Consider the following 24124-nt stretch of genomic DNA (forward strand, 5'->3'; position numbering starts at 1 on the left):
TTAAGCGGCCTTGCCGAGGCGCTCGACGGCGCGACGGCTCAGGTCATTGGTGTTCTCGATCATTCGGGTGATGCTTTCGTAGGCCCGGCTGATCTCGATGAGATTGGTGATTTCGGTCAGCGAATTGACGTTCGACGCTTCCAGAGATCCCTGATGGATCTGGACGTCGTTGGCCTCGACCGGCTGGACGTTCGAGCCGTTGCGATAGAGGCCGTCACCGCCCTTTTCGAGCACGCCGAGCGTGTCGAAGCGGACGACCGACAGGCGCCCGGTGATCTGGCCGCTCTGGGTGATGGTGCCGTCTGCGCCGACGGAGGGGGCGCCGAGGGCCGGGTCCAGCACGATCTCCGCCCCGCCGCCCAGCACGGCCTGACCCTGTTTGGTGGTCAGCCGGCCTTCCGGATCCATGGTGAAGGCGCCGTCGCGGGTGTAGGCCTCGCCGGCCGCGCCGTCTCGAACGGTGAAGAAGGCGCCCTCGCCGGCGATGGCGAAGTCGAGGGGGCGGCCGGTCTCGGACATCGAGCCCTGGCCGAAGTCGCGGCCCACGCCGTTGTCCAGCACGAAGCTGGCCGAGGGGCGGATGGAGTCGTTGCGGGCGCGCTGGCCCACTTCCGTCCCGACCATCAGCTGTTCGACCTTGAATCCGGTGGTGTCGGCGTTGGCGACGTTGTTGGCCACGATGTCGAGTTCGCGGCGCAGCGTCATCTGACGGGACAATCCGATATAGGCGGCGTTTTCCACGAGTGGCGTGCTCCTTCGATTCCTCCCTCGCAACGACCGTGCCAACAGGGTTAATCCAGCAGGAATGGCGGTTTGAGGGGGCGGGAGGCCGGTGACGCCCGGCAAAAACTGCCGTTTGTAAACGTCGCGTTAACCAAGCCGGGCCGATCCTCCCCATGAGATTCTCCGGGGCGAGCGCATGTTCAAGTTTGGCAAGAAGAAGGGCGACCCGAACGCCGATGCGCCCGCCGACAAGTCGGTCGATGCGGACGCGGCCGAGGGCGAAGAGGGCGCGCCCAAGAAAAAGAAGCTGCCGATCCTGTTCATCATCGCGCCCGTGGCCCTGCTGGTCCTGGGCGGCGGCGGCGCGGCGGCCTTCTTCCTGATGAAGCCCAAGCCGGCCGAGGCCCATGGCGAGGAAGCCGCCGCCGCAGGTCACGGCGAGGAGAAGGCTGAGGAAAAGGGCGGTCACGGCAAGGAAGAGAAGAAGGCCGAAGGCGGCGGACACGGCGCGCCCGCCGAAGGCGGCGAAGCCGATCCGGCTCTGGGCAAGATCAGCGAAGGGCCTGACGGCGTCACCTTCTACACCCTGCCGGACATGGTCATGAACATCCAGTCGGCCGACGGCCGGCCGACCTTCCTGAAGCTGAAGCTGACGCTGGAGATGCACGACGCCGAGGTGGCGACGCATCTTCAGTCCGAGATGCCGCGCCTGCAGGACATGTTCACCGGCTTCGTGCGCGAACTGCGTCCCGAGGATCTGAGCGGCTCGGCCGGCACCTACCAGCTTCGGGCGGAGATCCTGCGCCGCGTCAATCTGGTCGCGGCGCCCGGCAAGGTGGACGCGGTCCTGATCGAAGAAATGCTGGTGCAGTAGGCATGACCGATACGGCGCTCGATTCCTTCGGCGGCATGGGCGATCCGGCGGACGCCCTGTCCGAACGCGTCCTGAACCAGGACGAGATCGACAGCCTGCTGGGCTTCGACCTGGGCGACGACGACGGTTCGGAAAAGTCCGGCATACGCGCCATCATCAATTCGGCGCTCGTCTCCTACGAACGCCTGCCGATGCTGGAGATCGTGTTCGACCGCCTGGTGCGGTTGATGACGACCTCGCTGCGGAACTTCACCTCGGACAACGTCGAGGTGTCGCTGGACAATATTTCGTCGATCCGCTTCGGCGACTATCTGAACTCGATCCCGCTGCCGGCGATCCTGGCGGTCTTCCGGGCCGAGGAACTGGACAACTATGGTCTGCTGACGGTCGATTCCAATCTGATCTATTCGATCGTCGATGTGCTGCTGGGCGGGCGTCGCGGCACGGCGGCCCTGCGGATCGAGGGGCGCCCCTACACCACGATCGAACGGGTGCTGGTGCAGCGGATGGTCGAGGTGGTGCTGAACGACGCCCGCCTGGCCTTCGAACCCCTGACGCCCGTCACCTTCAACCTGGACCGGCTGGAGACCAATCCGCGCTTCGCCGCCATCGCCCGGCCGGCCAACGCCGCCATCCTGATCAAGCTTCGCATCGACATGGAAGACCGCGGCGGGCGAATCGAGCTTCTTCTGCCCTATGCGACGCTGGAACCGATCCGGAAAATGCTGCTGCAGCAGTTCATGGGCGAGAAGTTCGGCCGCGACAACATCTGGGAAGGCCACTTGGCCACCGAACTCTGGACGACCGAGACCGAGGTGCGCGCCGTGCTGGACGAGCAGATGATGCCCCTGTCCACCGTGCTGAATCTCAAGGTCGGCGATACGATGATGCTGAACGCCACGCCGGATTCGGAAGTCTCGATCCGCGCCGGCGCCATCCCCCTGACGACGGGGCGAATGGGCCGCAAGGGGCAGCATATCGCCGTCCGCATCGAAGGCCCGGTGAACCCGGAAATCGCCGCCCGCATAAGAGGACCCCGCTGATGACCGGCATGATCATGGATGCGGTGCTGATGCTGCTGCTCGTCGCGGCGGTGGGCTACGGGATCAAGCTGGAACGCAAGCTGTCGGCCCTGCGCACCGGCCAGGTCGCCTTCGCCCAGGCGGTGACGGAACTGAACGCCGCCGCCGGTCGCGCCGAGGCCGCCCTGGCGACCCTGCGCGCCTCGGGCCAGGAGACGGACCTGCTGCACGACCGCATCATCAAGGCGCGCGAGGTGAAGCAACAGCTGGAAGCCCTGATCGCCCGCGCCCCCGTCGCGGCGCCGATGCGGCTGCAACAGGAAGAGACGGCCCCGCGCCCCGAAATCGTTCGGCCGGTCGCGTCCGCGCCTTCGCCCGCCGCCGTGGTCAATGATGATGACGAACGCGCCCGGCGCATGGCCGCCCTGGCCCAGCGCATTCAGGGCATGTCCGGCCCCGCCGCGACGTCGCGAGCCGGGGCGCCGGCGGGTCGCGACAACGTCGCCGCCATCGTCCAGGCCCTGACCTCCGTCGGCTCCGCTAACCATTCCGCCAAACAAAGCCTCAACGCCGCGCGTCGTAATCTCGACGACGATCTGTTCGCCGCCTGAGTTCGGAACCCCATTTCATGGCTCGCATACCCCGCCTTCTGCCCCTGATCGCCGTCGCCATTGGCGGGGTTGTCGCGGTGCGCGCCGTCGGCGTCGCGCCCGGCCTGTTCGAGGGCGCCAAGGCCTGGGCGGAAGAGGCGCCGGCCGCCGCCGGCGCCCCGGCCAAGCCGGCCCTGCCCGGCACCTGCGCACTGTCGCCCGAACAACTGGCCCAGCAGGCGGGCATTTCGCCGGCCGAATTGAAGATCATCCAGTCGCTGTCGCAGCGCCGCACCGAACTGGACGCGCGCGACCAGGATTTCGCGACCACCCTGCCGCTGATGGTCGCCGCCGAGCAGAAACTGGACGCCAAGGTTCAGGCCCTGGCGGCGCTGAAGGCCGAGATGAAACAGATGCTGGGCCAGGTCGACGAGCGCGAGAAGGCCGAGATCGATCGGCTGGTCCAGGTCTATTCCGCCATGCGCCCCAAGGAGGCCGCGCCGGTCATGGCCAGCCTGGAGGATCGGGTCCGCCTGCCCGTCGCCGCCGCCATGCGTCCGCGCACCCTGGCCGCCATCATGGCCCAGATGACGGCGCCCCAGGCCAAGGAACTGACCGAGAAACTGGCCGCCCGGTTCCAGGCCCAGCAGATGGCCGCCCGCGCCGCCGCCGCCGAAGCCGCGACGCCGCCGCCCGCCGCGACCCCGGCCGCACAGCCTGCGGCCCAGCCGGCCGCCGCAACGCCTTCGCCCACGCCCGCCGTCGCGACAGCGCCCCAGGCGCGGCCCACGCCTCGTCCCGCCGCCCGCCAGCCGGCCCGTCGGCCCGCCAGCCGCCCTGCCAGCCGACCTGCGGCGAGCCCGGCCGCCGCGCCCGCCGCCGCCGGCCCGCAGCCTTACAAGCCTGCTGCTGCAGACGCCCAGCCGCGCCAGACGGTGCAGTAGGCGCATCCGCATTCCTCCGTAGCGGCGACAGGCGAATATAATAACCATTCCAGCGCATCATCGCCTCACGCTCCATCAAGGAGCGAGGCACAGAGGATGATACGCCGTGGTCGGCGAACTTCTTTATATCGCGCATCGTCTTCGGCGCGTCCTGATCCTGGGCGTGATCGTCACGCCGCTGGCGGTCTTGGCCCTGATGGTGCAGCGAAGTCTGAGCTTCTGATCGGCCGGTTTCGGTTGGCATGAGGGCCGGGCGCGGCTATCACCGCGCCTTCCCGATATCCGAGCCGCCGAACGATCATGTCCGACACGCCCCCCGACCGCCTCTCCGTCGATCCCTCCAGCCCCTTCCATGATGCGGACGTGCTGCAACGCGGCGTCGGCATTCGCTTCAAGGGCGAGGAAAAGACCAATGTCGAGGAATACTGCGTTTCCGAGGGCTGGGTGCGGCTGGCCCTGGGCAATCGGGTGGACCGCAAGGGCAAGGCCCTGACGGTCAAACTGCAGGGCTTGGTAGAACCCTATTTCCAGAACGGCTGAGTCTTTCTAGGCTGCGGCTCTTCCCCGAGTCTGGAGCCTGCCGATGTCCTTCCGTCTGCTGACCGTCAGCGCGCTCGCGCTCGGGTTTGTCGCCGCCGCTGCTCCGCTGGCCAGGGCCCAGGACGCAGCCACGGTGGAGCGCGCCATCGCCGTTCGTGACGCGGCGCTGAAGTCGAACATCGCCCTGGACTATGTCACCCAGCTGACCACCCGCTTCGGCGCGCGGCCGGCCGGGTCGAAGTCCGAGCAGGACGCCGCCGCCTGGGCCGCCGACTATCTGCGCGCCCACGGCTTCCAGAACGTCCGCATCGAAGAATTCCCGCTGGTCGGCTGGGAGCGGGGCGAAGGCTCGGCCGCCATCGTCGGCAGGAACGCCCAGTCGCTGGTCGCCGCCGCCCTGGGCCATTCGCCCGCCACGCCGCGCGGCGGGGTCGAGGCGGACCTGGTGCGCTTCTCCAGTTTTGAGGACCTGCAGGCGGCCGATCCGGCGACCGTTCGCGGCAAGATCGTCTATGTCGATCTCGGTCAGATGCACCCGATGCAGGACGGCTCGGGCTATGGTCCCCAGACCCGGGTGCGCGGCGCCGGTCCCGGCGTGGCGGCGGCCAAGGGCGCGGCTGCCTTCGTCATGCGCTCGGTCGGGTCGGACGAGGACCGCATGCCCCACACGGGCACGACCCGCTATGTCGACGGCAAGCCGACCATCCCGTCCTTCGCCCTGTCCGCGCCCGACGCCGACCAGGTCAGCCGGTTGATCGCCCTGGGCGAGCCGGTGCGGATGCGCCTGACCTCGACCGCCCGCACCTATGAGACCCACAGCCAGAACGTCATCGGCGACCTGCCTGGCGCGACCCGGCCGGAGGAGATCATCGTGCTGGGCTCGCACATGGACAGCTGGGATCTGGGCACCGGCGCCATCGACGACGGGGCGGGCGGCGCCATCACCGTCGCGGCGGCCAAGGCCATCGCCGACAGCGGGCGGCGTCCCGCCCGCACGATCCGGGTGATCTTCTACGGTTCCGAAGAAGTCGCCCAGCCCACGCCCCAGACCGGCAATGGCGGCGGCGTCTACGCCCGCAACCAGGGCGTCGCCCTGGAGAAACACGTGATCGCCGGCGAAAGCGACTTCGGCGCGGACCGGGTCTATGCGCTGCGCTTGCCGGCCGGCGCCCAGGGCTCGGACTTCCAGAAGGCGGCGACCCGCGTCCTCTATCCGCTCGGCGTCCTGGCGTCGGCCCAGGTCGAGACCGACGGGGGGGTCGATGTCGGTCCCATGGGGCCGCTGGGCGTGCCCTTCTTCGGTCTGGCGCAGGACGGGACGCGCTATTTCGACCTGCACCACACCGCCAACGACACCCTGGACAAGATCGACCCGGCGCAGTTGAGCCAGAACGTCGCCGCCTGGGCGGGCCTGCTCTGGCTGATCGCTGATTCCGACGTCGATTTCCGCGCCATGCGACCGGCGACGACGACAGCGACGCCGGCCGCACACTAGGGTCGCTTGGCCACATGGTCCGGTTCTGGCTATAGAGCCGGACCGGCTCGCGGGCGTGGCGAAACTGGTAGACGCAGCAGACTTAAAATCTGCCGGGCGCAAGCCCTTGCCGGTTCGACCCCGGCCGCCCGCACCAGATCTTGAAGGATCCAAGCGTCGTGCCCGCCAGACCGGCGCCGAATCGCGTTGGTCGGGTCAGAACGGAAAGAAGACCGGGATGGCGATCATCGCGGCGACCCAGGTGACCAGGTTCAACGGCAGGCCGACACGGACGAAGTCCATGTAGCTGTAGCCGCCCATGTTAAAGACCAGCACATTGGTCTGATAGCCGAACGGGGTCGCGAAAGCGGCTGAGGCGGCCATCATCACGCCCACCAGGAACGGGCGGGGATCGACGCCCAGGCTTTCGGCCAGGGCCACGGCGATGGGGGTGATCAACACGGCGACGGTGGCGTTGGACAGGAGCTCCGTCGCAAACAGGGTCACGCCGTACAGCACGATCAGCGCGCCCAGGGGCCCCATCGGCCGGATCACGTCGATCAGCCGGTCCGCCCCGGCGGACGCCAGGCCCGTCACCTCGATGGCGGTGCCGACCACCACCATGCCCGCGATCAGAAGCAGGATTTCGGGGCGAAGCCCGGCATAGGCCTCTTCGGGGGTGATCACCCTGAGCAGGATCAGCGCCACCGCCCCGGCGAAGGCCGAGGCCGCGATCGGAGCCCAGCCGAGCGCGGCGGACGCGATCACCAGAGCGAAGATCGCCAGGGAGATCAGCGCGGGCCGAAGCCGGAAGGGGCGATCCGCCGCGCCGAACAGGGCGACGTCGCCCAGATGGGCGTCGCCCGAGCCGTCCGACTGGTTGCGCGATTCTCCCAGGCGCGGCAGGCCAAAGGGCAGGGCGCGACGGCGTCGCCCGGCCGCCTCCGCCTCGGCGCGGCGACGCGCGCCTTCCATTTCGGCCAGACGGGCGGCCTGGGCCTCGTCCTTGGCCACCGACCGGCCGAGCTGTCGCGCGCCGACGAAATAGAGCCACAGGCCGCCGATCACGGCGATGAACAGACCCACGGGCGTGATCTCGAACAGGCCGAAGACCGGCTGGCCCGCATTGCGCGCCATGTCGTTGACCAGCAGATTGGTCGAGGTGCCGATCAGGGTCAGCAGGCCGCCCATCACCGTCACATGGCTGAGCGGCATCAGGAACCGCTTGGGCGACAGCTGCAGGGACTGGGCGACGTCGCGGATCACCGGCGCCGCCAGCACCACCACCGGCGTATTGTTCAGGAAACCGCCGACGGCGCCGCACAGGCCGATGACGATCCAGATGCCCATGGCCCCGATCCGGGCCGCCAGTCGGGTGGCCTGGCGGATCAGCAGGCCCAACAGGCCCGACAGTTCGATGGCGTAGGCGATGACGAACAGGCCGGCCAGGGCGATGACAGCGGGGCTGGCGAAGGCGCTCTGCACCTCGACCGGCCGCACCACCCCCAGCAGCAGCAGGACGGCGGCTCCAGTCAGGGCGACGACATCGGCGCGAAGCTTGCCGTGGATCAGCACGCCGACCACGCCGATGAGCACCGCCAGGGCGGCGATCTGATCGAAGGTCATGACCCTGTGCAGACCGGTCTCCGTAGCTTTCGTCAACCTTTTTCGCACGATGGCCCCCGAAAGCGCGAACCCATGCTAGGGTGGATTCATGCTGGAACCGACCGTGTCGCCTCGCCCGTCGGTCGTCGCGCTTGCGGCGTCCCTTGTTTTCCTCGCCGCCTGCCAGCGCGAGGAGGCCGCCCCCGCTCCGCCGCCGGCCCCGGCCGTCAGCGCGCCGCCGGTCGTCGCCATCGGTCCCGCGCCGGTGCTGGATCGGGCTGGGCTCTTGCAGGCCATGGATGTCGCGGCCTCGGCCTATGCCGCCGGCAAGGACCCGGGCGGGGCCACCCTGGCCGGTCGCCGCTTCGTCATCCGTCAGGCCTTCGGCTGCGCCGGGCCCGCGCCGACGGGTCGGTCGGCGGCTGGGGCGACGGGGGGCGACGGGCTGGCCGCCTGGTCGTGGGGCGACAAGGGCAAGAGCCTGAAACTGACCCTGGCGCCGGCCGATTGGACGGGTTCGCCGATGGTCGCGGGCGGCGCCGACAGTTGGGAAGCGGCCGAGGGGTTCTGGCTGCCGCGCCCGTGGTTGCGCACGGACGGCTGTCCGGGCGTTCCGAGCGATGCGGCGGCGGACGGCGCGACGGCGGTCTCGCCCCAGACCTTTGGTCTGGCGGCCGTGTTCGAGGAAGACGGTTCGCGCCTCGGCCGCCGCAACGGCCGGGCCTATGAATTCACCGTCCGCGCCGAGGGCGACCAGGCCCCGGTCGCGCCGACGAACGGGTATCGACTGGTGCTGGAGGGGCGGATGACGGCCTTTGCGGACGGCCGCGCCATTCGTTGTCGCGCCGCCGGACCGGATCAGCGCCCGGTCTGTATCGGCGCGGTCCAACTGGACCGGGTCGCCTTCGAGGACGCCCAAGGCCAGGGGCTCAGCGAGTGGCGGCCGGGGTAGGGCCGGGGCTCGCCATTCGGCGGCGCCGGGTCAGGACGAGGATGGATCCTCGGGGGCGGCGCTACGGACGGACATCATCGTGGCGAGGCGATCCGCTGCGGCGGTCATCGTCTCTCGATCCATGCGCGAAAGGCCGTCGAACCGGGTCGTGAAATTCTGGCCCAGCAGGCCCGGCGACGCCGCCAACGCCTGGCGGCCAGGCTCGGTCAGGCGCGCGTGAACCACACGTCGGTCGATGCTGGACCGATAGCGGACGACCATCCCCTTGGCCTCCAGCTTGTCGAGAACGGCCACCACGGTGGGCGCCGACATGGAGACGTCGCGGGAAATGGCGCTGGTGCTCACCTCGCCCATCGCGCGGATCGATTGCAGCACAAGAAGTTGCGGCAGGGTCAGGCCTGTCAGCCGGGCGATCTCGCGCGACCGGACGTCGATCGCCTGGGCGATCCGCCGCACCGAGCGGAGCAGGGACGTGGACAGGTCTTCAGCCGCGTCGGGAGAAATATCGCTCATCCGGTTGAACTCTTTCGTGCACGAATCATTTGTACACGCTGCTTCCACAATTCAAGGAGGACCCATGTGCGGTCTTAGCGGCGAGATCAATTTCGATGGACGGCCGGCCGACGCTGGCGCTGTCCAACGCATGACCGATGCGCTCTCGCCCCGTGGACCGGACGGGTCCGGCATAGTGATGCGCGGCCCGGTGGGGCTGGGGCACCGCCGGCTGAAGATCATCGACCTGTCCGAGGCGGCGCAGCAGCCGATGGTCGACGCCGACCTGGGCGTGACCCTGGCGTTCAACGGCTGCATCTACAATTATCCCGAACTGCGCGAAGAGTTGCAGGGGATGGGGTTCCGCTTCTTCTCGCACGGCGACACCGAGGTCATCATCAAGGCCTGGAAGGCCTGGGGCGAGGCCTGCGTCGAGCGATTCAAGGGCATGTTCGCCTTCGTCCTGCATGAGCGGGATACCGGCCGCACCGTGATCGCCCGCGACCGGTTCGGCATCAAGCCGCTGTATCTGGCCGAGAGCGGCCAGCGGCTGCGGTTCGCCTCGACCCTGCCGGCCCTGCTGGCGGCGGGGGACGTGGACAAGACCATCGATCCGGTCGGTCTGCACCACTACATGACCTTCCACGCCGTGGTGCCGCCGCCGCACACCATCCTGAAGGGCGTGAAGAAGTTTCCGCCGGCGACGATCCGGGTGATCGAGGCGGACGGGACGGCCAAGGACCGGCTGTATTGGCAGCCCGACATGACCCGCCATGCCGAGGACGCGGCCCTGACGGCCGAGGACTGGCGCGACCGGGTGCTGGACAGTCTGCGCGAGGCGGTGAAGCGCCGCATGGTCGCGGATGTGCCGGTCGGGGTGCTGCTGTCGGGCGGGGTCGACTCCAGCCTGATCGTCGGCCTGCTGGCCGAACTGGGTCAGAAGGACCTGATGACCTTCTCGGTCGGCTTCGAAGAGGCCAATGGCGAGAAGGGCGACGAGTTCGTCTATTCCGACCTGATCGCCAAACACTATGGCACCAAACACCACCAGATCTTCGTGCCGCACCGGCGGCTGATGGAGGCCCTGCCGGGCACCATCGGGGCCATGTCGGAGCCGATGGTCAGCTATGACAATGTCGGCTTCTACCTGCTGAGCCAGGAAGTCTCGAAACACATCAAGGTGGTGCAGTCGGGCCAGGGGGCGGACGAGGTCTTCGCCGGCTATCACTGGTACCCGCCGATGCTGGCGGCGACCGACCCGGTCGAGACCTACGCCAAGGCCTTCTTCGACCGCAGCCATGCGACGCTGAAGACCCAGCTGAACGGCGCCTATATGGCCGACACCGACGTCAGCCGCGCCCTGGTCGAGGCCCATTTCGCGCAAGGGCGGGCGGCGACGCCGGTGGACCAGGCGCTGCGTCTGGACAGCCAGGTGATGCTGGTCGACGACCCGGTGAAGCGGGTCGACAACATGACCATGGCCTGGGGTCTGGAGGCGCGCGTGCCGTTCCTCGACCACGAGCTGGTCGAACTGGCCGGGCGGATCCCGCCCGAACACAAGCTGGCCCAGGGCGGCAAGGGGGTGCTGAAGGAGGCGGCGCGTCTGGTGATCCCGTCCGAGGTGATCGACCGCAAGAAGGGCTATTTCCCCGTCCCCGCGCTGAAATACATCCAGGGCCCCTATCTGGAGATGGTGCGCGAGGCCCTGACCAATTCGGCCGCGCGCGACCGGGGCCTGTTCGACAGGGCCTATCTGGACACCCTGTTCGCCAATCCCACCGAACACATCACGCCGCTGCGCGGGTCGGAGCTGTGGCAGGTCGCCGTGCTCGAGATGTGGATGCAACAGCATGGCGTCTGACGTCCGACCTGAACGGTCCAAGGCGCACCGGCTCAAGCGGCTGCGTCATGAGGGGCTGAAGCCGCCGGTGCGGACGGGGGAGGGGCCCAGCCCCAACGCCGTGCTGGACTGCGGCTGGGGCCGGCTGCTGTTCGCCCAGACCTTCGACACGGCCGAGCCGCTGGTCGACGCCCTGCGCGCCGAGGGGCCGGACCGCCGCGACATCGCCTTCTATGTCCGTAATCCGCATGTCCTGCTGGCCCAGGCGCCGCAGGAGCTGTTTCTGGATCCGTCGCACACCTATCGGCTGGAACTGGCCACCTATCGCGCCAGCCGTCGCCAGCCGAGGGGGTTCACCGTCCGGCGCCTGACGTCCGAGATGGACGCCCAGGCGGTCAACGACATCTACGCCAAGCGCAAGATGGTGCCGGTGCCGCCTGACTTCTTCTGGTCGCATCGCGACGACCGGACCCTGACCTATTTCGTCGCCGAGGACACGACCACCGGAGCGGTGATCGGCACCGTGACGGGGGTCAATCATGTCCGCGCCTTCGACGATCCCGAATGCGGTTCGTCCCTGTGGTGTCTCGCCGTCGATCCCCAGGCGACCCAGCCGGGCGTCGGGGAGGCCCTGGTCCGGCGTCTGGCCGAGCATTTCAAGACCCAGGGTCTGGCCCACATGGACCTGTCGGTCATGCACGACAATGATCAGGCCATCGCCCTGTACGAGAAGCTGGGGTTTCGCCGCGTGTCCTTCTTCGGGGTCAAGCGCAAGAACCCGATCAACGAGGCCCTGTTCGTCGGACCGACCGACGATCACGACCTGAACCCCTATGCCCGGATCATCGTCAACGAGGCGCGGCGGCGCGGCATCCATACCGAGATCATCGACGCCGAGGGCGGGCTGTTCCGCCTGAACTGGGGTGGCCGGTCGGTGCGGTGCCGCGAGAGCCTGTCGGAGCTGACCTCGGCCGTGGCGCTCAGCATCTGCGACGACAAGCGGATGACGCGGCGCATCGTCGAGGCGGCCGGGGTGCGCGTGCCCGAGCGGATCGACCCCGGCGACCCGTCCGCCATCGACACCGCCCTGGCCAAGTTCGGCGCCCTGGTGGTCAAGCCCGCGCGGGGCGAGCAGGGCCAGGGCGTCTCCGTCGGCCTGACGACGATGAACGAGGTCCAGACGGCCCTGACCCGCGCGCGCCGCATCTGTTCGGAGGTGCTGATCGAGGAACAGGTTCAGGGCGAGGACCTGCGCCTGGTGGTGATCGACTACAAGGTCGTGGCCTGCGCCCTGCGTCGCCCGCCGCGCGTCATCGGCGACGGACGCTCCACCCTGCGCGCCCTGATCGAGCACCAGAGCCGTCGCCGCGCCGCCGCCACAGGCGGGGAATCGACCATTCCCATCGACGGCGAGACCGAGCGGACGCTGGCCGAGGCCGGTTATCGGCTGGACGACGTCGCGCCGGAGGGGGCGGAGGTGCTGGTGCGCAAGGCGGCCAATCTGCACCTGGGCGGCACCATCCATGATGTGACGGAGGAGGTGCACCCGACCCTGATCCGCGCCGCCGTCGCCGCCGCCCGCGCCATCGACATCCCCGTCACCGGCGTCGACCTGATGGTGAAGTCGCCGCGCGAGGCCGACTACGCCTTCATCGAGGCCAACGAACGCCCCGGCCTGGCCAATCACGAACCCCAGCCGACGGCCGAGCGGTTCATCGACCTGCTATTTCCCCTGTCCGCCCCGACCTCGGCGCGCGCCGTGGTCCGGGCCGACGTCTGAAGGAGGCCCCTTGGCCCGTCCTGCGATAGACCTAGACTACCTCAAGTCCCGTCTCGCCGACCTGCTGAACACGCCCAGCCCCACCGGCTATACGGACGAGGCGGTGTGGCAGTCGTGCCGCGAGCTGGAGCGGCTCGGGCTCGACTACGAACTGACCCGGCGCGGCGCCATCCGGGCCCGGCTGCCGGGCCGGACCGCCAAGCCCGCCCGCGCCATCGTCGCCCACGTCGACACCCTGGGCGCCCAGGTCAAACAGGTGAAGGACAACGGCCGGCTGGAGCTGGTGGCCATCGGTCACTGGTCGTCCCGCTTCGCCGAGGGCGCGCGGGCCACGATCTTCTCCGAGGGCGGCGCCTGGCGTGGAACCATCCTGCCGCTGAAGGCCTCGGGTCACACCTTCAACGAGGAGGTGGACACCCAGCCCGTGAGCTGGCGCCAGATCGAGCTGCGCATCGACGCCGTGACCCACGGGCGTGACGACACTCTGGCGCTTGGCGTCGACGTGGGCGACATCGTCGCCATCGACCCCCAGCCCGAGTTCATGGACACCGGCTTCATCGTCTCGCGCCATCTGGACGACAAGGCGGGGGTCGCCACCCTGCTGGCCGCGCTGGAATGCATGATCCGGGAAGAGCGCATCCCGACGGTCGACACCTGGTGGCTGTTCACCATCGCGGAGGAGGTGGGGCTGGGTGCTTCGTCCGTGCTGATCCCGGACGTGGCGGCCATGGTCACCGTCGACAACGGCACGACCGCGCCGGGCCAGAACTCGTCCGAGTTCGGCGTCACCATCGCTATGGCCGACCAGACGGGCCCGTTCGACTGGCACCTGTCGCGCAAACTGGTTCAGCTGGCGCGCGAGCATGACATCCCGCACCAGAAGGACGTCTTTCGCTATTACCGCTCGGACTCGGCCTCGGCGCTGGAATCGGGCGCCGACATCCGGACGGCCCTGGTCACCTTCGGCATCGACGCCAGCCACGGTTATGAACGCATCCACGAAAGCGCGTTGACGGACCTGGCGCGCCTTCTGGTCGCCTATGCCGAAAGCGACGTCGAGATCGGCCGCGACGCCAAACCGCTGAGCGGCGTCAAAGGCTTCACCCACCAGCCGGTGGATGAAGACCACGACTAGTCTAACCGCCGTCGCCCTCAGGGGCGCTCTTGGCCCTCCGAGCCCTTGGGAGAGGGAGATCCATCTCCACGTCCTCGCAGGAACAGGATTGCGGCGCCTCCGACCAATATGAGGCCGGCCAGGCTGGTGGCGTAGGCGGCGCCCACGAAAAATGGCAGCCAAGGCAGATCGACAGCGCCGAAATTCTTGAACAGCAGCAGCGCCACGCTGCCCAGATAGCCGGTGGAGTCGGCCACATAGATCAGGAAACCGGCGGTCGCGACCGTGCCCGAATAGGCGATCATCCGGTCGAACAGCATGGCGTTGAAGGGGGTATAGGCGAGGTACAGGCCCGCGCCGCCGGCGATCATCCAGACGATCGGCGACAGCAGGCCCTGCTGAAAGGCGAGGGTCGAGGCGCCCAGGATGGCGAACCCGGCCAGAATGACGCCGTGCATGAACAGCAGGGCCCGGCCGTTGTTCTTCACCGCGATCAACACGCCCATCGCCACCAGCGACAGGGCCGCCACCGGCCCTTCGCTGGCGGTGAAGACCGAGGCGGCGTCGCCGTAGCCCAGCGCCTGCCAGATTTCGGCGGCGAAGTTGTCGCGCAGGTCGCGGAAGGCCGTCAGCATCACATAGGCGGCGACCAGCAGAAGCAGCACCGGCCAATGCGCGGCCAGGAAGGCGGCGCGCTCTCTGGCCATCATCGGCCGACGCGCCACGCGCTCGGCTTCGTCAGCGGGACTGGGCGCGGGCAGGGTGGCGAGGGCCAGCACCGAAACGGCCAGCAGAGGCATGAAGACCACCCCGACGGCCGCCGGCATCCAGAACTCGCTGACCTGCCAGTTCTCCATCAAGGCCTTGCCGACCGATTTCACGACGCCGGAAGACAGAATGAAGCTGGCGCACAGGATCGCCCCCAGTACCTCGCTGGTGCGTCGCCCCTCCATGAAACCGAACACGAGGCCCCAGATCAGACCGAGCGGCAGGCCGTTGAGGAACAGGGCCGCGACATTCCATGGCGCAGGCACGACCGCGAACAGGACCAAAGCGATCCAGGAGACGCCGATCAGCAGGATGATCGCGGCCGCTCGGCGTTCGGGCCGCATCTCCGCGATCACCTTGATCCCGATCAGCTTGGACAGGGCGTAGCCGGCCACCTGCGCGATCACGAGGGCGATCTTGTAGTCCAGGGCGAAATCCCAACCGGCCACGACATCGAAGGTCGCGGCGGTGAAGGGTTTGCGGAAGGCGTACATGGAGAAATAGGCGCAAAATCCCGCCAGGCCCGCGAACGCCACAAAGACAACGGGGTTGGCCTTCGCCAGCCAGAGCCGCATCCGGTTCATCGTTTGACATCATCCTGTTGCACCCGCGTGGTCTAGACCACTGCTGCGACGCTTGAATGACGAGGATGATGGGATGATGGGACGGTACGACGTCGCCGTGGTGGGGGCGGGAATCGTCGGCCTGGCCTGCGCCCTGGCCGCTGCACGGCGCGGCCTTTCGGTGGTGGTGATCGACCGTGACGCCCAGGCGAACGGCGCCTCGATCCGGAACTTCGGTTTCGTCACCGTCACCGGCCAGCCGCGCGGCCGGGTGTGGCGCCGCGCGCATCGCAGCCGCGCCGTCTGGGACGAGGTCGCGGGCGAGGCGGGCGTGCCGATCCTGCAACACGGCCTCTGGCTGCCCGTGCGCAGGCCCGAGGCCGCAGCCGTGCTGGAAGCCTTCATGGCCACCGAGATGGGCGAAGGCTGTCGGCTGATGACGCCGGACGAGGCGCGGGCCCGGTCGCCGGAGACGACCGGACCTGACACGGTCGCCGCCCTCTGGAGCCCTCATGAATTGCGTGTGGACTCCCGCACGGCCATCCCGCGACTGGCCGCGTGGCTGGAGGGGCGTTTCGGGGTCGAGTTTCTGCGTCAGACCGTCGTCCAGGCGGTCGAGCCGCCGCGCGTCGTCACGGGCCGGGGCGTCGTGGAGGCCGCGCGGGTGGTGGTCTGTCCCGGAGACGATATGGTCAGCCTGTTCCCGGATTGCCTGGCTGACGCCGGCCTGGCGCGCTGCAAGTTGCAGATGATGCGGCTGGCGTCGCCTGGCTTCGACTTGCCGGCGCCGGTCATGTCCGACCTGGGTCTGGTTCGCTACGGCGGCTACGCCGACTTGCCGGAGGCCGCCGCCCTGCGCACGCGGCTGGAGGCGGAGCAGGGCCGGGCCCTGGCCGAGGGGGTCCACCTGATCGCGGTGCAGGACGCCGACGGCGCCCTGGTCGTGGGCGACAGCCATCACGACGCCGCCACGCCCGATCCGTTCGCCGACGAGGCGGTCGATCAACTGATCCTGGATGAATGGCGCGCCGCCACCGGCCGGCCCGCGCCGCCCGTCCTGCAACGCTGGACGGGGACCTATGCCCGTGGTCCGCACGCCGACCTGGTCGCCGCGCCGCACCCCTGCGTTCGCCTCGCCCTCATCACCGCCGGCAACGGCGCCTCCACCGCCTTCGCCTTTGGCGAAGAGGTGATCGCAGACCTGTTTCAGGAGACGTTCGAACCATGACCTCCATCCGCGACAGCTTCGACATGGTCGTTTTCGACTGGGCCGGCACCATGGTCGATTTCGGCAGCCGCGCCCCGGTGCTGGCCCTGATGGAGGCCTTCGCCGTCCTCGGCGCGCCCGTCAGTGAAGAGGAGGCCCGCCGCGACATGGGCCGGGCCAAGGCCGACCACGTCCGCGCCCTGTTCGAACAGCCCCGGATCAACCAGGCCTGGCAGGCGGCCCACGCCGCGGCGCCGGACCAGCAGGCTGTCGATCAGGTCATGGCCGAACTCCAGGCGCCGATGATCCGTCTGGCCGAGGAGACGGCGGATCTGATCCCCGGCGCCGCGGACGCCGTGGCGCATCTGCGCAGCCAGGGTCTGAAGATCGCGTCCTGCACCGGCTACACCCGCGAGATGATGCAGGCGATCCTGCCGCGCGCCGCCGCTCAGGGGTACGCACCCGACCTTGTGGTCTGCGCGCACGAGACCCCGGAGGGGCGACCCTCGCCGCTGATGATCTACAAGGCCTGCGCCGATCTGGGCGTCTGGCCCCTGTCGCGCGTGGTCAAGGTGGACGATGCGGAGGTGGGCGTCGCCGAGGGGCGCAATGCCGGCTGTTTCACCATCGGCGTGGCCGCCTCAGGCAATATGGTCGGTCTGACCGCCCAGGCCCTGGCCGATCTGGACGGCGATGAACGCGCCGTTCTGTTGAAGGCCGCCGCCGACCGGCTGCGTGACGCGGGCGCCGATCTGGTCATCGACACGGTGGCCGATCTGATCCCCGCGCTGGAGGCCGAGGCGGCCCGGCGCGCCGGCCTTTCCTAACGCACCCGAATATCGACGCTGATCTTCAGGGCGTCGTGGCGCCAGTATTCGCGGTCGAACTCGACCACGCGACCCTGGGCGTCATAACTGGTGCGGACCACATTCAGTCCCGGCAGTCCCGACTTGACCTGAAGCGCCTCGGCCTCGCCGCGGGTCAGGGCGCACGGCTGCATGTCCACCCGGTTGCGGGCCACGGCGATATTATAGGCGGACTTCAGGACGCTGGTCAGCGAACCGTCCAGCGGGTGGCTGAGCAGGTCCGGGGCCAGGGCCGCGTCGACGACGATGGTCTCGACCAGTACGGCGCGGCCATCGACTGAACGCCGTCGGCGAATGCGATACATCGGCGCGCCGACCGGGCGGCCGAAGATGGGGGCCAGGGCGGGGGTGCAGGCGATTTCCGTCTTGCTGAGGGTCTCGGTCTCCGGGCGGCGGCCCTGGGCCTCGACATAGGACATGAAGCCTTCCCACCGGGTCGGATCATAGACCACCGGCGGGGGCGAGACGTACCAGCCGCTGCGGTCCTTGCGATAGATGATCCCCTCGGCCTCCAGTTGGAACAGGGCCTCCCGGATCGTGCCGCGCGCCACCCCGCCGCCCACTTGCAACTGACGCTCGGAGGGCAGGCGTTCGCCGGGCTTCAACTCTCCTCCCGCGATCCGTGTGGCGATGGCGTCGCGCACTCCGAGATAGTGAAGGCTGTCCGGCTGAGTCATGGGATCGCTCGATCGACGGTCGATTCCCGCCCCACCGGAGGATGAGAAGTCGTGTCTGTGGGGTCAAGTGAACCGGATCAGCCCCTGACGGTTCAGACATTCGCCGCTCAAGCTTCACGAAAACTTCGCCGAAAATCTCCGTTCATCTGGTCTATACCAAAATTGAAGAGGGGGATTTGATCCATGTCAAATGATCGGCGGTCTTTCCTGCGGGGCGCGCTGGGCGGCGTCGCGGCCGGCGCAGCCTTGAACCTGTTGCCGGCGACGGTGCGCAAGGCCATGGCCATTCCGGCCAACAACGCCACCGGCACCATCATGGACGTCGAGCACGTGGTCATCTTCATGCAGGAGAACCGCGCCTTCGATCATTATCTCGGGGCCCTGAACGGGGTGCGGGGCTTCGGCGATCCCCGGCCGCAGCGCCTGCCGGGCGGAGCCTCTGTCTGGCGTCAGCCCAGCGCCGAGCATCCGGACGGCTTCGTCGCCCCCTTCCACGGCGATTCCCGCACCACCAACGCCTATACGGTCGATGGCGCGGATCAGGGCCATACGGCGGCGATCACCATCGTCAACGGCGGCCGCTATGACCAGTGGGGCCATTCGCGCGAGCTGCACAAGCGGATGGCCTATTACAAGGCCTCCGACCTGCCGTTCTACTACGCCCTGGCCGGCGCCTTCACCGTCTGCGACGCCTACCACTGCTCGACCCTGACCCAGACCTATCCGAACCGCCTGCACCTCTGGACCGGATGCAACGGCGGCGGAAAAGTCGGCGGCGATCCGGAGATGAGCAACTACGGCGAGGACGAGACCCCCAGCGCCGACATGGCCGAGGACAGGCCGATGGCCCGCGGCCCGCACGACTGGACCACCTACGCCGAACGGCTCCAGGCGGCGGGCGTCAGTTGGAAGGTCTATCAGGAATACGACAATTTCGGCGACAACATCCTGTCGGTTTTCAAGCCGTTCCGACCCTGCCCGAAGGATTCGCCCCTGTATCAGCGCGGCCGCGCCTGGGTGTCGGAAGACAAGACCGGCGCGGATCGCACCCGCTCGGACGGCGAACAGCTGGTGGAGGCCTTCCGCGCGGACATCGCCGGCGGGCGGTTGCCCCAGGTGTCGTGGATCGTCACGGCGGCGGATCTGTCCGAACATCCATCGGCCGAGCCGTCGAAGGGCGAGCATGTCTGCGCCAAGTTGATCGAGGCCCTGGTCGATCATCCCGAGGTGTTTTCCAAGACGGTCTTCATCGTCAACTACGACGAGGCCGGCGGCTTCTACGACCATGTCCAGCCGCCCATGCCGCCGCTGACGCCCGACCAGGGGTACAGCACCGTGTCCGTCGCCGGCGAGGCCAAGGACTATGGGCAGGATGCGGAACGGCCCCACCACGGCGCCCATCCGCTGGGCCTCGGCATCCGGGTGCCGGCCATCGTGGTTTCGCCCTGGAGCCGTGGCGGCTTTGTCTGTTCGGAGGTGTTCGATCACACCTCCACGCTTCAGTTCCTGGAAAAACGCTTCGGCGTCAGGGAAGAGAACATCAGCGACTGGCGTCGGACCGTCTGCGGCGACTTGACCTCGGCCTTCGACTTCGCGCGCCCGAACCAGGACTGGTCGGCCCTGTCCCTGCCGGCCACGGCCGACTACATGCAGCGCGTCGCCCGTTCCAAGGCCGCGCCCAGTCTGCGGATTCCGGAGCGCCAGACGCCGGCCTTCCAGGACGGCCCCCAGCGCGGCGCACGTCCCTTGCCCTATGACCTGGCCGCCGCGGCCCGCGTCGCGGATGGGGCGGTCCTGATCGATCTGGTCAACAGCGGGCGGACGGGCGCGGTCTTCCAGGTGTTCGACAATACCGACCGCGCGGGGCCGTGGCGCTTCACCCTGGGATCCGGGGAGACCTATGCGGCCGGACATTGGAACGACGGCCGGCCCGGCGTCTATGATCTGACGGTTCACGGTCCCAACGGCTTCTATCGTCGGTTCGCCGGCGACGCCACGCGGCCCCAACCCCAGGTGACGATCTCCACCGACGCCAAGGGTCTTCTCACCGTCGAGTTGACCGGTACGCAGGAAGGGACGGCGCAGGCGGTGCTGGACATGGACGCCGCCTATCCCCTGTCCGAAGGGGAGGCGCGCCGCCGCTTGACCCTTCGTCCCGGAACGGCGGCGCATTCGGTCTGGGATCTGCGCGGCAGCGACCATTGGTACGATCTGACCGTGACCTTGGCGGACGATCCGACCTTCATCCAGCGCCTGGCCGGTCATGTGGAGACCGGTCGTCCCAGCCGCACCGACCCGGCCATCGGACGCATGCGCCTGTGACCGACGCCACGCCCGCCCACCCGATTTCGACCCAGCTTACAGACGGACTTTCGATGACTTCTCCCGTGGATGCCGACGCCTTCTTCACCGAACTGTCGGACCTGTTCAGCCGACTGGGCGCGCTGCATTACGGCGAAGACGTCAGCCAACTGGAGCATGCGCTGCAGACCGCGCATCACGCGCGCGTCGATGGGGCGCCGCCGGCCCTGGTGGCGGCGGCCCTGCTGCACGACGTCGGCCATATGATGCAGAAGGCGGGCGAGGACGCCGCCGACCGCGGCATCGACACCCGCCACGAACATATCAGCGCCGGCTACCTGTCGCGCGCCTTTGGCCCGGAGGTGACCGAGCCGGTCCGGCTGCACGTCGCGGCCAAACGCTGTCTGGCCGCCACCGCGCCCGGCTATGTGGATCGGCTCAGCGCGGCCTCGCTCCAGAGCCTGGCCCTGCAGGGCGGGCCGATGAGCCCGGCCGAGGCCGAGGAATTCATGGCCCTGCCGGCGGCCGAGGCCGCGCTGCGGCTGCGGCGCTACGACGAACTGGGCAAGGCCCAGGGCGTCGAGGTCGACGGCTTCGAGGCCTATCGCGAGCTTCTCTGCGACCTGATCAACCGCAGGGCGGAAGCCTAGTTTTCATTTCAACTATGGGGGTTGTTGAATGAGTAAGCGTTTCCATCGTCGCCGGTCCGGATAGCCGGGCCAGCGAGAGAATGACCGACGTCGCCTGTAGCGGCGTCAACACAGCCGAACACGATCGGCCGGGGGATCCAACAGGGTGATCGACACCGACAGGGCGCGCACGCGCGTCGCTGATCGCTGACGGCTGCCTTGCGCCGACCCTGATCGGTCGAACCGAAATCACATCAGGATCAATGGAGACAGTCATGTCGCGTCATGTCATCGCCCGTGCGCGGGCCGTTCATCGTCAAATCTTCGCCGGCGCCGATCTGCGCACGGTCCTTCTGGCGGGTTCCGCCGTTCTGGCGGCCTCGTCCGCCCACGCTCAGACAGTTCAGGCCCCGGCAGCGGCCGAGGTGGACGAGGTCGTCGTCACGGGGCAGCGCCTCAGCACCGCCAACGCCATCGAGGCCCAACGCCGGTCGGGCGTGGTCTCGAGCGTGATCTCGTCCGACGACCTGGGCAAACTGCCCGACGCCAACGTCGCCGACGCCCTGGCGCGCGCGCCCGGCATCAATGTGGTGGTGAACCAGGAAACGGGCGAGGGCGAATATGTCTCGGTCCGGGGGCTGGCCGGCACCTTCAACGCCTATTCGATCAACGGCGTCCGCGTCGCCCTGACCGACCCCGACAGCCGCAAGATGTCGATGACGGTCCTGCCGCCCAACGGTCTGAAGAGCATCACCGTCTCCAAGACCCTGACGCCGGACATGGACGGGGACGCCATCGGCGGCTCGGTCAACTTCCAGACCCCGACGGCCTTCGACTTCACCAAGCCGGTTGCGCGCGCCTTCCTCAGCTACGGCGTCAATGACCGCGCCCAGGAACAGGGCGAAGAAGACGGTTCGGGCCAGGTCCAAATGGACTTCGCCAGCCGCCTGTCGTCCGACAGCCGTTTCGGCGCCTTCGTCTCGTTCAACTACGGCAAGAGCAACAGCCTGAACGAAGAAACCGAAAACGACGGCGAGTGGGAGCCCTATCGCTGGCGCAAGGACAGCGAAGAGGCGATCGACGAACGCTCGATGTATCTGCCGGGGATCGACCTCGACTACCGCCGTATCGAACAGGAGCGTTTCGGCGGAAACTTCTCGCTGGATTATCAAGGTCAGGCGAACGACTTCTATCTGCGCGGCCAGTACAGCCGTCTGGAACGGACGGGCACCAACGACTACACTGATTTCCGCAGTCGCAAGACCAAGCGCCTGCAGCAAGTCGATGTTGAAAACTCAAGCCTGATCCAGCCCGACAACGCCGTCGTCGGTTTCGGCGCCAAGGGCCGTATCTACAGCTACACCGTCGCCCAGATGAAGGACTTCGACGCCGACGGCGTGATCACCGACGCTGACCGCAAGAGCAGTTCGTCCTACTGGTCGCTGTTCGGACGCTCGGGCGTGTGGAGCCCCGAGACCTTCCAGTTCGCCCGCACCTTCCAGACCCTGGACCAGGTCTCAACCCTGGGCACGATCAACCTGGGCGGCCAGAGCCGTCTGAACCGCCTGACCCTTGATTACGACCTCAGCTACAGCGCGGGTGAGAAGGGCGGACCGGACAGCTTCTCGATCGGCTACAACTGCGACGCCTGTTCGGCGCCGTTCAATCAGACGGGTCTGCTGTGGTCGTCCTACGACCCCCGCTTCCCCATGCCGCAGCTGCCGGCCTTCGCCCAGAACGCGCAGAACGATCCCAATCTGCTGCCCTATGACGGGGGCGGGCGCAGCCGCGACAAGCAGACCGACGCGCGCACGGCGTTCAAGTTCGACGCTGTCTATGAGATGGAAGGCGTGGTCCGTCATCTGAAGGCGGGCGTGAAGGTCCTGCGGTCCGAGCGCGAATACGACGCCACCCCGATCTGGGGCGGTTCGTTCGACAACACGCCGCTGGAGGGCAAGAGCCTGGGTCAGTCGGGCCTGATCGACCGCGAGGTCGGCTCCGTTCTGAACGGCCGCTACTACTATGGCGCCATCCTGAACCGCGATCGGGTGACGGCCGCCATCGAGGCCGCCCAGAAGGCCAATCCGGTCACCTATTCCTACGCTGATCTGAGCTCCAGCGATAAGAGCGGCGAAGAGACCATCTACGCCGGCTACGGCCTGGCCAGCTTCCAGTTCAACGATCTGGACGTGGTCGCCGGGGTGCGGATCGAACACACCGAGGTCAGCAACACCAACTGGATCGAAGACGGCGCCCAGACCGGCTTCGGCGACACCGACAGCCAGTACACCAATGTCCTGCCCAGCGTGACGGCGGTCTATCGTCCGTCGGACAACTTCGTCTATCGCGGCGCGATCTGGACCAGCTTCTCCCGGCCTGAGTTCAGCAACATCTCGCGGGGTGTCAGCGTCGGCCGGGCGCCGCCGCGTCCGGGCCAGACCCTGGGCGACATCGTCTCGATCAGCCGCGGCAATCCCGATCTGAAACCGGCCGAGGCCCTGAACCTGGACGTTTCGGCTGAATATTACCCGGACCGGTCCAGCCTGGTCTCCATCGGCGTCTTCCACAAGAAGATCGACCACTTCATCTTCACCAACGGCAGCGCGGTCGACGCCGACACCCAGGAAGGCACGATCACCATCAGCCAACCCAAGAACGGCGAGACGGCCAAGATCACCGGCGTCGAACTGAACCTGATCAAGTCGTTCGAGGGCATGGGCGCGCCCTTCGACGGCTTCGGCGTCGAGGCCAACCTGACCCGTCAGGTCAGCGAGGCGGAGACCGGCCTGGACTATCGCAAGGGTCGGTCGATCTCCTTCATCCAGGCGCCGGATCTGATCTACAACGCCTCTCTGACCTATCAGAAATACGGCTTCGAAGCCCGCCTGTCATACCAGTACCAGGGCGCCTATATCGAAGACCTGCGCGACAACGCCGTGGATAAATGGGTCCAGCCGAACAAGAGCCTGGACTTCCACTCGCGCTACAACTTCCGCCCCGGTCTGACGATGGACTTCGATGTCCAGAACATCCTGGACGGCCATCGCTACTACACCACCAAGGGCGAGAGCCCCTCGTACCAGAAGGACTATATGGAGCCCGGTCGGAACTTCCTGGTCCGCCTGGCCTACTCCTACTGATCTGAAGACGAAGCGCCGCCCCG

At 68.0% G+C, this 24124-nt stretch carries 20 protein-coding genes and 1 tRNA gene; 16 read left to right on the forward strand and 5 right to left on the reverse strand.

Annotated elements, in window-relative coordinates:
* Window positions 1-741, reverse strand: a complete 741-nt coding sequence (gene flgF / locus ACP7CK_RS01710; RefSeq protein WP_008262304.1) for a flagellar basal-body rod protein FlgF — start codon at window positions 739-741, stop codon at window positions 1-3.
* A gap of 178 nt (window positions 742-919) precedes the next feature.
* Between flgF and ACP7CK_RS01715 the strand changes: the two genes are divergently transcribed.
* The 7 genes from ACP7CK_RS01715 to ACP7CK_RS01745 all read left to right on the forward strand — a co-directional run bounded on the left by ACP7CK_RS01715 (window position 920) and on the right by ACP7CK_RS01745 (window position 6324).
* Window positions 920-1597 (forward strand): flagellar basal body-associated FliL family protein, encoded by a 678-nt coding sequence (locus ACP7CK_RS01715; protein WP_035309203.1) that lies wholly within the window; start codon window positions 920-922, stop codon window positions 1595-1597.
* Between the two features lie 2 nt (window positions 1598-1599).
* A complete protein-coding gene (fliM, locus tag ACP7CK_RS01720) occupies window positions 1600-2640 on the forward strand; it encodes a flagellar motor switch protein FliM (RefSeq protein ID WP_008260695.1) in 1041 nt (346 codons plus the stop codon).
* Complete coding sequence (locus ACP7CK_RS01725; RefSeq protein ID WP_035309205.1) at window positions 2640-3230, forward strand: DUF6468 domain-containing protein; 591 nt, start codon at window positions 2640-2642, stop codon at window positions 3228-3230. Before fliM ends, ACP7CK_RS01725 begins: the two co-directional genes overlap by 1 nt.
* Before the next feature lie 17 nt (window positions 3231-3247).
* Window positions 3248-4153, forward strand: a complete 906-nt coding sequence (locus tag ACP7CK_RS01730) for a MotE family protein (RefSeq protein WP_426024937.1) — start codon at window positions 3248-3250, stop codon at window positions 4151-4153.
* A gap of 300 nt (window positions 4154-4453) precedes the next feature.
* Window positions 4454-4693: a DUF3297 family protein gene (locus ACP7CK_RS01735; RefSeq protein WP_008263719.1), complete on the forward strand. Its 240-nt coding sequence runs from the start codon at window positions 4454-4456 to the stop codon at window positions 4691-4693.
* Between the two features lie 43 nt (window positions 4694-4736).
* On the forward strand, window positions 4737-6188 hold the full coding sequence (locus ACP7CK_RS01740; RefSeq protein ID WP_426024938.1) for a M20/M25/M40 family metallo-hydrolase: 1452 nt from the start codon (window positions 4737-4739) through the stop codon (window positions 6186-6188).
* A gap of 49 nt (window positions 6189-6237) precedes the next feature.
* A tRNA-Leu gene (locus ACP7CK_RS01745) sits at window positions 6238-6324 on the forward strand.
* Window positions 6325-6383: 59 nt separating this feature from the next.
* Here ACP7CK_RS01745 and ACP7CK_RS01750 read toward each other — a convergent pair.
* Window positions 6384-7793, reverse strand: coding sequence for an SLC13 family permease (locus ACP7CK_RS01750; protein ID WP_292149204.1), 1410 nt, complete (start codon window positions 7791-7793; stop codon window positions 6384-6386).
* A gap of 88 nt (window positions 7794-7881) precedes the next feature.
* Here ACP7CK_RS01750 and ACP7CK_RS01755 point away from each other — a divergent pair, with 88 nt between their 5' ends.
* Window positions 7882-8724, forward strand: coding sequence for a hypothetical protein (locus ACP7CK_RS01755; protein WP_426024939.1), 843 nt, complete (start codon window positions 7882-7884; stop codon window positions 8722-8724).
* A gap of 30 nt (window positions 8725-8754) precedes the next feature.
* On the opposite strand, the gene ACP7CK_RS01760 is transcribed toward ACP7CK_RS01755, so the two are convergent.
* A complete protein-coding gene (locus ACP7CK_RS01760; protein WP_035309464.1) occupies window positions 8755-9237 on the reverse strand; it encodes a MarR family winged helix-turn-helix transcriptional regulator in 483 nt (160 codons plus the stop codon).
* A 64-nt stretch (window positions 9238-9301) separates the two neighbouring features.
* Between ACP7CK_RS01760 and ACP7CK_RS01765 the strand changes: the two genes are divergently transcribed.
* From ACP7CK_RS01765 to ACP7CK_RS01775, 3 genes are read left to right on the forward strand one after another with little or no spacing between them, the layout of a single operon-like run.
* A complete protein-coding gene (locus tag ACP7CK_RS01765) occupies window positions 9302-11077 on the forward strand; it encodes an N-acetylglutaminylglutamine amidotransferase (protein WP_426024940.1) in 1776 nt (591 codons plus the stop codon).
* Window positions 11067-12836: an N-acetylglutaminylglutamine synthetase gene (gene ngg / locus ACP7CK_RS01770; protein ID WP_426024941.1), complete on the forward strand. Its 1770-nt coding sequence runs from the start codon at window positions 11067-11069 to the stop codon at window positions 12834-12836. Before ACP7CK_RS01765 ends, ngg begins: the two co-directional genes overlap by 11 nt.
* A 10-nt stretch (window positions 12837-12846) precedes the next feature.
* Window positions 12847-13971 (forward strand): osmoprotectant NAGGN system M42 family peptidase, encoded by a 1125-nt coding sequence (locus ACP7CK_RS01775; RefSeq protein WP_426024942.1) that lies wholly within the window; start codon window positions 12847-12849, stop codon window positions 13969-13971.
* 17 nt (window positions 13972-13988) lie between these two features.
* Here ACP7CK_RS01775 and ACP7CK_RS01780 read toward each other — a convergent pair whose 3' ends face one another.
* The gene (locus ACP7CK_RS01780) at window positions 13989-15302 is read right to left on the reverse strand and encodes a DUF5690 family protein (RefSeq protein ID WP_008261144.1); all 1314 of its coding nucleotides are present in this window, start codon (window positions 15300-15302) and stop codon (window positions 13989-13991) included.
* A gap of 73 nt (window positions 15303-15375) precedes the next feature.
* Here ACP7CK_RS01780 and ACP7CK_RS01785 point away from each other — a divergent pair, with 73 nt between their 5' ends.
* A complete protein-coding gene (locus tag ACP7CK_RS01785) occupies window positions 15376-16509 on the forward strand; it encodes a TIGR03364 family FAD-dependent oxidoreductase (protein WP_040349277.1) in 1134 nt (377 codons plus the stop codon).
* Window positions 16506-17315, forward strand: coding sequence for a phosphonoacetaldehyde hydrolase (gene phnX, locus ACP7CK_RS01790; RefSeq protein ID WP_426024943.1), 810 nt, complete (start codon window positions 16506-16508; stop codon window positions 17313-17315). The genes ACP7CK_RS01785 and phnX overlap by 4 nt, the downstream gene beginning before the upstream one ends.
* On the opposite strand, the gene ACP7CK_RS01795 is transcribed toward phnX, so the two are convergent.
* Window positions 17312-18031, reverse strand: coding sequence for a UTRA domain-containing protein (locus tag ACP7CK_RS01795; RefSeq protein ID WP_008264036.1), 720 nt, complete (start codon window positions 18029-18031; stop codon window positions 17312-17314). The genes phnX and ACP7CK_RS01795 overlap by 4 nt on opposite strands.
* A gap of 183 nt (window positions 18032-18214) precedes the next feature.
* Between ACP7CK_RS01795 and ACP7CK_RS01800 the strand changes: the two genes are divergently transcribed.
* The 3 genes from ACP7CK_RS01800 to ACP7CK_RS01810 all read left to right on the forward strand — a co-directional run bounded on the left by ACP7CK_RS01800 (window position 18215) and on the right by ACP7CK_RS01810 (window position 24101).
* Window positions 18215-20353, forward strand: coding sequence for a phosphocholine-specific phospholipase C (locus ACP7CK_RS01800; protein WP_426024944.1), 2139 nt, complete (start codon window positions 18215-18217; stop codon window positions 20351-20353).
* 53 nt (window positions 20354-20406) lie between these two features.
* Complete coding sequence (locus ACP7CK_RS01805) at window positions 20407-20982, forward strand: HD domain-containing protein (RefSeq protein WP_292149185.1); 576 nt, start codon at window positions 20407-20409, stop codon at window positions 20980-20982.
* Between the two features lie 254 nt (window positions 20983-21236).
* Entirely contained in the window at window positions 21237-24101 is a 2865-nt protein-coding gene (locus tag ACP7CK_RS01810) for a TonB-dependent receptor (protein ID WP_426024945.1), read from the forward strand.
* Window positions 24102-24124: the final 23 nt, after the last annotated feature.

Origin of the sequence: Brevundimonas sp. TSRC1-1, assembly GCF_049898245.1 — a bacterium.
Lineage (GTDB): Bacteria > Pseudomonadota > Alphaproteobacteria > Caulobacterales > Caulobacteraceae > Brevundimonas > Brevundimonas mediterranea_A.